The 11,051-nt window shown below is 67.6% G+C and carries 8 protein-coding genes; 5 read left to right on the forward strand and 3 right to left on the reverse strand.

From position 1 onward, the window contains the following. Positions 1 to 10: 10 nt before the first annotated feature. The gene (locus tag PHX69_RS11715; RefSeq protein ID WP_119014910.1) at positions 11 to 997 is read right to left on the reverse strand and encodes a Bug family tripartite tricarboxylate transporter substrate binding protein; all 987 of its coding nucleotides are present in this window, start codon (positions 995 to 997) and stop codon (positions 11 to 13) included. A 101-nt stretch (positions 998 to 1,098) separates the two neighbouring features. Between PHX69_RS11715 and PHX69_RS11720 the strand changes: the two genes are divergently transcribed. From PHX69_RS11720 to PHX69_RS11735, 4 genes are all read left to right on the forward strand, one after another. Then, positions 1,099 to 1,905, forward strand: coding sequence for an IclR family transcriptional regulator (locus tag PHX69_RS11720; RefSeq protein WP_119014909.1), 807 nt, complete (start codon positions 1,099 to 1,101; stop codon positions 1,903 to 1,905). Between the two features lie 105 nt (positions 1,906 to 2,010). Continuing rightward, positions 2,011 to 4,353, forward strand: coding sequence for a cytochrome P450/oxidoreductase (locus PHX69_RS11725; protein ID WP_288043859.1), 2,343 nt, complete (start codon positions 2,011 to 2,013; stop codon positions 4,351 to 4,353). 105 nt (positions 4,354 to 4,458) lie between these two features. After that, positions 4,459 to 5,292: a pyridoxamine 5'-phosphate oxidase family protein gene (locus PHX69_RS11730; RefSeq protein ID WP_288043860.1), complete on the forward strand. Its 834-nt coding sequence runs from the start codon at positions 4,459 to 4,461 to the stop codon at positions 5,290 to 5,292. Positions 5,293 to 5,456: 164 nt separating this feature from the next. Then, on the forward strand, positions 5,457 to 7,073 hold the full coding sequence (locus PHX69_RS11735) for a Na/Pi symporter (protein WP_288043861.1): 1,617 nt from the start codon (positions 5,457 to 5,459) through the stop codon (positions 7,071 to 7,073). A 13-nt stretch (positions 7,074 to 7,086) separates the two neighbouring features. Here PHX69_RS11735 and PHX69_RS11740 read toward each other — a convergent pair whose 3' ends face one another. Together PHX69_RS11740 and PHX69_RS11745 are read right to left on the reverse strand one after the other, a co-directional pair. Beyond that, positions 7,087 to 7,536, reverse strand: coding sequence for a CoA-binding protein (locus PHX69_RS11740; protein ID WP_288043862.1), 450 nt, complete (start codon positions 7,534 to 7,536; stop codon positions 7,087 to 7,089). Between the two features lie 140 nt (positions 7,537 to 7,676). After that, on the reverse strand, positions 7,677 to 10,058 hold the full coding sequence (locus PHX69_RS11745) for a protein-disulfide reductase DsbD family protein (RefSeq protein ID WP_288043863.1): 2,382 nt from the start codon (positions 10,056 to 10,058) through the stop codon (positions 7,677 to 7,679). A gap of 78 nt (positions 10,059 to 10,136) precedes the next feature. On the opposite strand from PHX69_RS11745, the gene PHX69_RS11750 reads away from it, so the two are divergent. Continuing rightward, a partial coding sequence (locus tag PHX69_RS11750) for a creatininase family protein (protein ID WP_288043864.1) occupies positions 10,137 to 11,051 on the forward strand: 915 nt, incomplete at its 3' end.

The raw sequence follows: 11,051 nt of genomic DNA on the forward strand, positions 1-11,051 counted from the left end.
GGCATGCCGATCAATCCAGCGAAATCTTCTGCTCGCGGATCAGCTTGTGCCAGCGCTTGACTTCGGTGCGGATCAGGTCGGCGTACTGCTGCGACGTGCTGCCCACCGGCTCAATGCCAAAGTCGATCAGCTTTTGCCGCACCGCAGGCTGCTGGATGGCCGTGGTGATCTGTTTTTGCAGGGCGGCCACCACGTCGGCAGGGGTGCCCGCTGCGGCCACCACGCCCACCTGGGCGGCGGCTTCCACGTTTTTGTAGCCCAGCTCGGCAAAGGTGGGCACGTCGGGCAACTGGGGCAGGCGTGTGGGGTTGGCCACGGCCAGCGGGCGGGCCTTGCCGCCCTTGATGAAGCCCGCGCCAGCGGCCATGTCCACCATCATGGCGGTGATCTGACCACCGGCCAGGTCAGACAGCGCAGGCGCTGCGCCCCGGTAGGGGATGTGCACCATGTGCAGGCCCGCGTTGACCTTGAGCAGCTCCATGGCCAGGTGGTGCGGGCTGCCCGCACCCGCCGAGCCGTAGCTGGTGTGGCCCGGCTTGGCCTTGGCTTTGGCGATGAAGTCTTTGGCGTCCTTGATGTCCGAGCCCTGTGGCACCACCAGAATCATCGGAAACTTGCCCATCAGCGTCACGGGCGTGAGGTCTTTTTCCGGGTTGTAGCTCAGCTTGGCGTACAGCGCCGAGTTGAACACCATGGTGCCGTTGTCCGCCGACAGAATGGTGTAGCCATCGGCGGGCGAGCGGATCACGTCCGACGCGGCCACGGCGGTGTTGCCGCCGGGCTTGTTGTCCACCACGATGGGCTGGCCCACTTGGGTGGACAGCTGCTGGCCAATGGTGCGCGCCAGAAAGTCCGAGCCGCCCCCAGCCGGGTAGGGCACCACCCAGCGGATGGGTTTGGCGGGGAAGGGCGCCGTCTGTGCCTGGGCCAGGCCAGCGGTGGCGCCGACCAGGGCCAGCGCGGCAAACAAACGGGTGATGTGGCGACGGTTGGACATCGGGAGTTTTTCCTGTGAAGTTGCCAAGGGCAATATAAAGCGCTGCATGTTATTACGCATAGCGTAATAACGTTCCCGTGTTTACCCTGATACTTGAATCCATGGAACATTCGACCCCAACCCCTGCCGCCAGCAACCGGCGCCAGCGCGTGCAATCGGCAGAAACCGGCTTGTCCATTCTGAAGGCGCTGACCCGGCTGGGCGGCGCCGCCAGCCTGACGGCCATTGCCACCGAGGTGCAAGAGAGCACGGCCAAGGTACACCGCTATTTATCGAGCTTTGTGCAAGAGGGCTTTGTGGCGCAAAACCCCGCCACCCACCACTATTACCTGGGGCCCGAGTCCATCCGGCTGGGGCTGGCCGCGCTGCGCCAGTGCGACCCGGTGCGCCTGGGCGAGGGCGCGCTGGTGCGCCTGCGCGAGTCGCTGGAGGTGACCTGCTTTATCGCCGTGATGGGCAACCTGGGGCCGACGGTGCTGCGCATTGAGGAGCCATCGTTGCCGGTGACGGTGAACATCCGCGCCGGTTCGGTGCTGCCGCTGGTGTGGTCGGCCACGGGACAGGCGTTTCTGGCCTTTACCAACGACACCCGCATCCTGCACCAGGCCGATGCCGAGTTTGCGGCGGGCTCAGAGGAGCAGCGCTCGCTGCTGGCCGGGCCCGACGCCGTGGCGCGGCTGCGCAGGCAGGTGCGCGACCAGGGCTGCGCCATCATCCACGACACCTTGCTGCGCGGCATCAGCGCCGTGGCCGCGCCGGTGCTGGATGCGCGCGGCCATGTCTGTGCGGTGCTCACCGCCCTGGGGGCCAGCAATGGCTTTGATGCCCGCCCGGGTGGGCGGATTTGCCCGCAAATCATCCGCGAGGCGCAGGACATCAGCGCGGACATGGGGTTTCAACCCGGCTGAATGGGCGCGCGCCAGGGCCGCGTGGGGGTAAGTGGAAATACGGGTCTGATTTGTACGCTTTGCGTAATATGCTTACGCAAACAACCTTTCGCACGGATTCACGCCATGAACGACCAGTCCCTTGCCAGCGCCAGCCGCTGCCCCATCGACCACCAAGCCCTGGCGTGCGCTGCGGCGCCCAATGGCTGCCCCGTCAGTGCCGGGGGCGCTGCCTTCAACCCGTTTGAGGGCGCCTACATGCAGGCCCCGGCAGAGTATTTGCGCTGGGCGCGCGAGCAGGAGCCCGTGTTCTGGAGCCCGCAACTGGGCTACTGGGTGGTCACGCGCTACGAGGACGTGAAGGCCGTGTTCCGCGACAACATCCTGTTCTCTCCCTCGGTGGCGCTGGAAAAAATCACCCCGGCCACGCCCGAGGTGGCGCAGATTCTGGAAGGCTACGGCTACGCCATGCGCCGCACCATGGTCAACGAGGACGAGCCCGACCACATGGCGCGCCGCCGCCTGCTGACGGATGCCTTTTTGCCCGAGCGCCTGATGGACTACGAGCCCACAGTGCGGGCGCTGGCACGCCAGTACATGGACCGCTTCATCGACCAGGGCCGTGCCGATCTAGTGGCCGAGATGTTCTACGAGATTCCGCTGAACATCGCGCTCAAATTCTTGGGCGTGCCCGACGAGGGCGCCGAGCAACTGCGCCAGTTTGCCGTGGCGCACACGCTCAACACCTGGGGGCGCCCGACGCCGCAAGAGCAGCTGGAGATTGCCGACAACGTGGGCAAGTTCTGGCAGGTGGCCCAGAAAATCCTGGCCGACATGATGGCCCAGCCCGATGGCGAGGGCTGGATGTACGAAAGCATCCGCCAGCACCACCGCCACCCCGACATCGTCACCGCCTCGTATTTGCAGTCGATGATGATGGCCATCCTGGCGGCGGCGCACGAAACCACCTCGAATGCCACGGCCAACGCCTTCATGACGCTGCTGACGCACCGCAAGGCTTGGGACTCCATCTGCGCCAACCCGGCCCTGATTCCCAACGCGGTCGAAGAATGCCTGCGCGTGGCGGGCTCCATCATTGCCTGGCGCCGCATGGCCACCGCCGACACCACCGTGGGCGGCGTGGCCATCCCCCAAGGCAGCAAGCTGCTGCTGGTGCAGGCATCGGCCAACTTTGACACCCGGCACTTCGAGAACCCCGACGAGGTGGACTTGTACCGCGAGAACGCCGTCGAGCACCTCACGTTTGGCTACGGCGCCCACCAGTGCATGGGCAAAAACATTGGCCGCATGCAGATGCGCGTGTTTCTGGAGGAGTTTGTCCGGCGCCTGCCGCACATCCGCCTGGTGGAGGGCCAGCAGTTCGAGTTTCTGCCCAACACCTCTTTCCGTGGCCCGGCGCAGCTGTGGGTGCAGTGGGACCCGGCGCAGAACCCCGAGCGCGTGCGCCCCGGCGCGATGCAAGAGCCGGCGCCGTTCTACATCGGCCCCCCGGCCAAAGACAGCATTGCCCGCACCGTGGTCGTGCGCGAAAAGCACGCCGAAGGCACCGACCTGCTGCGCTTTGTGCTGGCCGACCCCGAGGGCGGCACCTTGCCCGCCTGGACGGCTGGCGCGCACGTGGATTTGATTGCCGGGGGCTTTCGGCGCAAATACTCGCTGTGTGGCCGCGCCGACGACCGCCACCACCTGCAAGTGGTGGTGCAGCGCGAGGCCCAGGGGCGCGGCGGCTCGCAGCACTTTTGCGACCACATCGCTGCGGGCAGCACGCTGCAACTGTCGGGCCCGAAAAACCTGTTCGGCCTGGACGAATCGGCCCGGCACTTTGTGCTGATTGCCGGTGGCATCGGCATCACGCCCATGGTGGCCATGGCCGACCGCCTGCGCCGCTTGGGCAAGTCGTATGAACTGCACTACGCCGGGCGCTCGCGCCAGCACATGGCGCTGCTGGCGCGCCTGGAGCAAGACCACGCCGACCACCTGCACCTGTACATCAAGGCCGATGGCCAGCGCATGGATTTGGGCCGCCTGCTGGCCACGGTGGACGAGGGCACTCGCGTCTATGCCTGCGGCCCCGATCGCCTGATTGCCGCGCTCGAAACCCTGAGCGAGCAGTGGCCCGCCAACGTGCTGCACTTTGAGCATTTCAGTGCCGAAAGCGCGGTGCTCGACCCGAGCAAAGAGCACGCTTTTGTGGCGCAGCTGAAAGACTCCAATGTCAGCGTCACCGTGGCCGCCGACCAGACCTTGCTGCAAGCCTTGCAAGCGGCCGGTTTTGATGTGCCCTGCGACTGCGGCGAGGGCCTGTGCGGCACCTGCGAAGTGGCCGTGGTGGAGGGCGAGGGCGACCACCGCGACAAGGTGCTGACCAAGGCCGAGCGTGCCGCCAACCGGCGCCTGATGGCCTGCTGCTCGCGCGCGGCAGGCGACAAAATCGTGCTGGCCCTGTGAGCGCAGCGGTGGCCGCGCTGGCCGCCGCACCAACCGTAGTCCGCAAGTTTTAAGATGCTCCAGCCGCTTCGCCGCCCCCTGGCGCAGCCCTTACCGGAGAGCACCATGGCCTTGCGCGACTACCTGAACGAACAACTGCTGGGCATTGTGGCCAGCTACCAAAGCACCGGGGTGGTGCACCACATTGGCGTGGTCTATCCCAAACGCAATAACCAGCTCCAGATTTTTATCCCGCGCGGCCACGCGCTGGCGCTGGGTTCGCTGGTAACGGTACACCTGGACAACCGCACCGGCATTGATGAATTGGACGCCGAACTGCGCGTGTACCGCACCTCTTACAAAGGCCGGGTGCTGGCCGCCGAAGACAACTGGGTGCTGCTGGAGCCGCTGGAATACGCGCTCATCCACGGCGTGAAGGTGGTCGATGGGTTCACGGCGCCGGGCTATGCCTTTCCCGCCGACAGCCGCCCCGAGCGCGCCCTGCCCCTGAGCCCCCTGCACAGCATCCCGCCCGTGGAGCCCAAAGACAACGACAACAAGGTGGGCGTGCTCACCACCCTGGCGCAGGGCCAGCCGCACACCACGGTGCTGGCGTTCTTGTCCACGGCGCAAGACGACGTGTTTTTGATTTCCATGCCCGACAGCTTCAAGGTGCAGCAGCTGCGGCGCGACCCGCGCTGTTTTTTCACGATTGACGAGCGCGCCAAGTTCACCTTCGAGCAGTCCATTGAATGGAACTACACCATCATGGAAATGCAGGCCCACCAGGTGCCCGCCAGCTGCCCGTTGTTTGAGCAGGTGCGCCGCTCCTTCATCCTGAAGAACCCCTGGGAAGTGGGCTTCTTCCTGAGTCCGGCGCTGGAGATGTTTCACCTGCAACGGGTGTCGTTGGTGTGCTCGGGGCAGGCCGTGGCGCGCCAGCAGGGCGAAAGCCGTTGACACACCACTGACACACAGCGCGGTTACATAGAACGCTGTCGCAGGCCACCTGCTTTTTTCTCCTCGCCAGCCGTTTTTTCTCGGATGCACTGCCACCTTCTTGCGCGGCGCCGCCCCTGTGTGCGGTCGCCTTTCTGTGTCTGCTCCCTTCTGCAAGGTGCTCCATGCTGGCAGAGATGATCAGCGCCATGCTGGCCGGCCTGGGGCTGTTTTTTGTCGGCGTCAAATTCATTGGCAGCCATTTCAAGCAGATGTCAGGACGCGGTTTTCGCTTGCTGGTGGCGCGGGCCGTGGCGCGGCCCTGGCAGAGTGCGCTGCTGGGCGTGGTGGCCGGTGCGCTGACCCAGAGCACCAATGCCGTTACCTTCATCCTCACCAGCATGAACGCGGCGGGGTTGATCAGCGTGCGCCAGGCCATCCCCATCGTCACCTGGGCCAATGTGGGTACCTCGGCGCTGGTGCTGGTGGCCACGGTGGATATCCACATCCCGGTGCTGTTGCTGCTGGGTGGCGTGGGGCTGGCCTTTTACCTGGATGTAGAAAAATCCAGCCGCTGGCGCCACCCTGCCGGGGCTTTGCTGGGCATTGCCCTGCTGTTTTTGGGCTTGCAGTTCATCAAGAACGGGGCGGCGCCCCTGCGCGAGCTGCAAGAGGTGCGCTTGTGGCTGCAACTGGCGGGCCAGTACGGGGTGCTGTTGTTTTTGGCGGGGGCGGCCATCACGCTGGTGCTGCAATCGTCTGCCACCGTATCGGTGATTGCCGTGGCCATGACGCACATCGGCCTGATCAGCATGGAGCAAACCGCCATCGTCATTTACGGCGCTGGTGCGGGGTCGGCGGCCAGCCTGTGGCTGATGACGACCAACCTGCACGGCACAGGCCGCCAGTTGGCGCTGCTGCAAATCGGTTTCAAATTGATTGCGGCTCTGTTGATGGTGCTGCTGCTGGTGCTGGAGCACGCCCTGGGCGTGCCGCTGGTGTTGGCCTTGGTGCGCCAGGTGTCGGAGCAGGTGTCGCTGCAAGCGGCCTGGGTCTTTTTGCTTTACCAGGTGGTGGGCGCCTTGGCCGTGACGGTGCTGGGCCAGCGGCTGGTGCGCTGGCTGCACCAGCTCTCGCCGCCCAGCGTGCAAGAGACCTTGTCCCAGCCCCAGTACCTGTATGAGCAGGCGCTGGACGATGCCGAAACCGCCCTCGATCTGGTCGAGAAAGAGCAGCTGCGGCTGCTGGGCCATTTGCCCGATTACCTCAGCCACATCGACGCCGCGCGCGGTGTGGCCCCAGTGGCCGTGCGCGTGGGCGACCGCGCGGTGGCGGGCAAGGTCGATGAGTTTTTGGCCGTGCTGATGCACAACGGCCAGGATAGGCAGGGGCTGGACCGGATGCTGAACTTGCAGGCCCGCAACCGCTTGCTGCACGACCTGCGCGATGGCCTGGTGCAGCTCGATGAAAGCCTGCAAGCCACCCGCGCGCTGGACGGCGTTGGAGGGCCGGTGCAGGCCGTGGTGCAGCGCATGGGCGAGGCCATGCACTTTTTGCTGCTGACCCTGCACGATGGTGCCCAGACCTGCGCCGCCCAGGACTTGGCCCTGTTGCAGGCGCTGGCCAGCGACCGCTCTGACACCATGAGCCAGTTGCGCCAGAAAGCGCTGCAAGAAGCCGCCCACGCCAGCCAGACCACGCTGGCGGCGCTGTTCGGTGCCACCACGGTGTTTGAGCGCCTGGTCTGGCTGGTGCGTGGCTACACCCAGTTGCTGCCGCAGCAGCCTGCGCTCAAGGATTGACGTTGTGCGGCAATCAGGCGTCCGGCAGTTGCCCGGCCGCTTGCAGCCGCCGGTGCTCTACCAGCGTGCAGCGCTCTTGCACCACCAGCAGCCCGGCGGCGCGGGCGCGCGCGGCGGCCTCGTCGTGGCGCACGCCCAGTTGCAACCACAGCGCGCGCGCGCCGATGGCGATGGCCTCGTCGGCAATGGGCGGCACATCGGCGCTGTTGCGGAACACGTCCACCAGGTCTATGCGCTCGTGCTGCGCCGCTTCGGTCAGCGAGGGCCAGCAGCGCTCACCCAAAATCTCCGTGGCCTGTGGGTTGACGGGCACGATGCGGTAGCCCTGCTGTTGCAGGTACTCGGCCACATGGTGGCTGTCGCGGTGCGCTTTGGGCGAGAGGCCGACGACGGCGATGGTGCGGCAGTCGCGCAGGCTGTGCAGGATGGCTTGCGTGTCGGTATCGGGGCTGGTGTGGGGCATGGTGGGGATGAAAACAGCGGTGGAAAAACGCGCACAGGCCGAGCAGAGGCCGTGCGCAGCAAGGGGCGCCGGGGCGCTGGGGCGCGCTGGCCACGCGGCGGTGCGGCCAGCGCGCAGGGGGGGCGGCTGGCCGGTGCAGGTTACAGCGCCGCCAGCGCCTTGTACACATCGCCGGGGTGGATGATTTCGGTCATCACCACGGGCGCGCGGCCTGGGGCGTAGAGCACATACACCGGCACACCGCTGCGCCCCAGCTGCGCCAGCGCGGCCGTGATGGCCGGATCGCGGCGCGTCCAGTCGGCGCGCAGCAAGGCGACGCGGTGCGTGGCAAAACGGGCCAGCACGTCGGCATCGGCCAGCGTGGTGCGCTTGTTGTATTGGCAGGTCACGCACCAGGCGGCGGTGAAATCGACAAACACCGGCTGGCCGAGCGCCAGCAGATCGGCCACGCGCCCCGCCGACCACGGTTGCCAGCGGGCGCTGGCGGGGCTGGGGCCGTCCGTGCCCGTGCCGCTGTGGCTGCCAGTGCCTGTGCCGATACTGCGGTCGCTGCCTGCGCCGTTACCTGCGCTGGTGCCTGCATCCGTGCCGGGCGCTGCGGCCAGCAGGGCCTGCTCTGCGGGTTGGGTGATGTTTTGGCCGATAGCGCCCGCCAGCCATGCGCTGAATGCTATCAATACAGAAGCAATCGCCCAGCGTGCGCGCCCGCGCAGCGTGAGCGACCACACCACCGCACTGCCCGCCACCAGCAGCGCCAGCAGCGCACTGGCGCCATCGATGCCGCTTTGCTGGCCCAGCACCCAGACCAGCCAGACCACCGTGGCAAACATCGGAAACGCCATGGCGTGGCGGAAGGTGGCCATCCACGGCCCCGGGCGCGGCAGGGCGCGCGCCACACCGGGCAGCCAGCTGGCCGCCAAGTAGGGCAGGGCCATGCCCACGCCCAGCGCAGCAAACACGGCCAGCGCCTGCACGGCGGGCATCTCGATGGCAAAGCCCAGCGATGCGCCCATGAACGGCGCCGTGCAGGGCGAGGCAATGGCCACGGCCAGCATGCCCGACAAGAAAGCATCGGCCGCCGGGTGGCGGGCCTGCAACGTGGCCAGGCGCCCGGGGGCAAACTGGCCAAACTCGAACACCCCCGCCAGATTCAGCCCCAGCAGCGTGAACAGCGCCGCCAGCGCCGCCACCACCGCAGGCGATTGCAGCTGAAAGCCCCAGCCCAGTTGCTCGCCCGCTGCGCGCAGCGCCAGCAGCAAACCGCCCAGCGCCACAAACGACAGCACCACGCCTGCGGTATAGGCCAGGCCCGCCAGCCGGTGGGCGCGCCGGTTGCTGCCGTGGCGGGCAAAGCCGATCACCTTGATGGCCAGCACCGGAAACACGCAGGGCATGAGGTTGAGCAGCAGCCCGCCGATCAGCCCGCCCAGCAGCGCCGCCAGCAAGCCACTGGCCGAGGCACTGGCGCCGGGCAGCGCCGTGGACGTGGCCCCGGCCTGTGCCGCCTGCGCTGCGGCCTGGTTGGCCGCCAGCGCAGCGGCCAGCGCGGGCGATACCTCGGCGCGCGGGGCGGCCTGCGTCCACGGTGCGGTCACGGTGGCCACGGTGCGCCAGGCGCGCGCGCTGGCCTGCGTGTCCGTGCTGGCCGTGGGCGCGGCGCCATCGGCCAGCGCCAGCACCAGCGGCAAGGTGGCCGTGCTGTCACCGCGCTCGGGCGAGAGCGGCACAGTGGCCGTCCAGACATCGCCTTGCCAGGCTTGCGTCCAGTCTTTGCCCGCTTCTGCCACGTGCAGCAGCACGGCGGGGGTTTCGGGCAGCAGCTCCAGCATCTGGCCGCGCGCCGCAGCGGGCAGGCCGGTCACGCGGATGTGCAGGCGATCGCCCTCGGCGCGCACGGTGCCCTCGCCTGGCAGCGCCACCGGCTGGGCCGCCAGGCTCTGGGCAAACGCTGTGCCGTGCAGCGCCGTGGAGCCGCGCAGGGGCAGTTGCAGCACAAAACTGCCTTCTTCGGGGATGCACTCGACGCGGCACACCAGCCAAGTGGCGTGCAGGCGCACTTCCAGCGTTTGCGCGGCACTGCCCACCAGCGGCGGCTTGAACGCGCCCGACACTTGTAGCGGCACGGCCAGCAGCACCTGGCCCTCGTAGCCGTAATTGGCCAACGTGCCGACGCGGATTTTTTGCGGCACTGGCCAGGCCACCTCGCCCACGTCCAGACCGGCAGGCAGCTGCCAGTTCAGGGCCGTGGGCAGGCCCGAGTCGCCGGGGTTTTTCCAATAGGTGTGCCAGTGCGGCTGGTGCGTGAGCTGCAAGCCCAGCCACACCGGCTGGCCCGGCGCCACGCCCTCGGGCGCATGGGCGATGAGTTCGGCGCGCACATGGGGCGTACTGACCACGCTGCCGGTGGCTGGGGCTGGGTTGGTGCCAAATTGTGCCCTGGCGCCCGTGGACAGGGCGCAAGCAGCTATAAAAAAAAGAGCGCCCAGAAGGCGTGCAAAGAAGGAAGTGGAGTGTGGCTGCATGGTCGCAAGGTGGGAGCGCGGGGGGGCGGCTTTGGTTCCGGCGATGGTAGTGGCGCGCGGCCTACTACCATCGTCGCCATGACCACTGCACCGCCCGCCCCTGCGGCTTTTGCCGCTTCTGCTGCCCTTGTTGCCGCCCCTGCCCCTGTGGCTGCGGCCCACCCGCCCGCCACCACAGCCCCTGCCCAGGCTGCTGCCAACGCGCCATCCCCTGATGCGCCTGCGCCCTTGCCCACGCGCTTCTGGGCCGAGTGCAGCACGCGCGACTTTGCCCGCTGGCAGGCCAGTGGCGCGGCCGCCGACATCGTGGCCGTGCTGCCCGTGGCCGCCATCGAGCAGCACGGGCCGCACCTGCCGCTGTCGGTGGACGCCACGCTGCTCCAGGGCGTGATCGACGCTGCCCTGCCCCGGCTGCCCGCAGAGCTGCCCGTGCTGTTTTTGCCGCCGCAGGTGGTGGGCCTGAGCACCGAGCACACCGCTTTTGCCGGCACGCTCACGCTCACGCCCGCCACGCTGATTGCGCTGTGGACGGAGCTGGGCCAGTGCGTGGCCCGCGCGGGCATCCAAAAGCTGCTGCTGCTCAACGGCCACGGCGGCCAGGTCAGCGTGATGGACATCGTGGCGCGCGAGCTGCGCCAGCGCTGCGGCCTGCTGGTCTATAGCGCCAGCTGGTTCAGCCTGCCGCTGCCCGAGGCGGTGGCGGGCCAGTTCAGTGCCGAGGAACACCGCTTTGGCATCCACGGCGGCGAGATCGAAACGTCGATGATGCTGCACCTGGCACCCCAGACCGTGTGCATGGCGCAGGCACAAAACTTCCGCTCCACCTCGCAAGACCGCGCCGAGCGCTACGCCCTGCTGGGCAACGGCAAAAGCGCCAAGATGGGCTGGGCCATGCAGGACTACCACAGCGCAGGCGCCGTGGGCAACGCCGCTGCCGCCAGCGCGGACAAAGGCCGCAGCGTGGTCGATGCCGCTGCGCAGGCGCTGGTGCAA

This window comes from Simplicispira sp. (assembly GCF_028687295.1).
Classification (GTDB): Bacteria; Pseudomonadota; Gammaproteobacteria; order Burkholderiales; family Burkholderiaceae_C; genus Simplicispira; species Simplicispira metamorpha.

Bases quoted from the DNA above. Each gene is read 5' to 3' on its own strand.
- PHX69_RS11715 (WP_119014910.1), bottom strand. From the start codon at position 997: ATGTCCAACCGTCGCCACATCACCCGTTTGTTTGCCGCGCTGGCCCTG.
- PHX69_RS11720 (WP_119014909.1), top strand. From the start codon at position 1,099: ATGGAACATTCGACCCCAACCCCTGCCGCCAGCAACCGGCGCCAGCGC.
- PHX69_RS11725 (WP_288043859.1), top strand. From the start codon at position 2,011: ATGAACGACCAGTCCCTTGCCAGCGCCAGCCGCTGCCCCATCGACCAC.
- PHX69_RS11730 (WP_288043860.1), top strand. From the start codon at position 4,459: ATGGCCTTGCGCGACTACCTGAACGAACAACTGCTGGGCATTGTGGCC.
- PHX69_RS11735 (WP_288043861.1), top strand. From the start codon at position 5,457: ATGCTGGCAGAGATGATCAGCGCCATGCTGGCCGGCCTGGGGCTGTTT.
- PHX69_RS11740 (WP_288043862.1), bottom strand. From the start codon at position 7,536: ATGCCCCACACCAGCCCCGATACCGACACGCAAGCCATCCTGCACAGC.
- PHX69_RS11745 (WP_288043863.1), bottom strand. From the start codon at position 10,058: ATGCAGCCACACTCCACTTCCTTCTTTGCACGCCTTCTGGGCGCTCTT.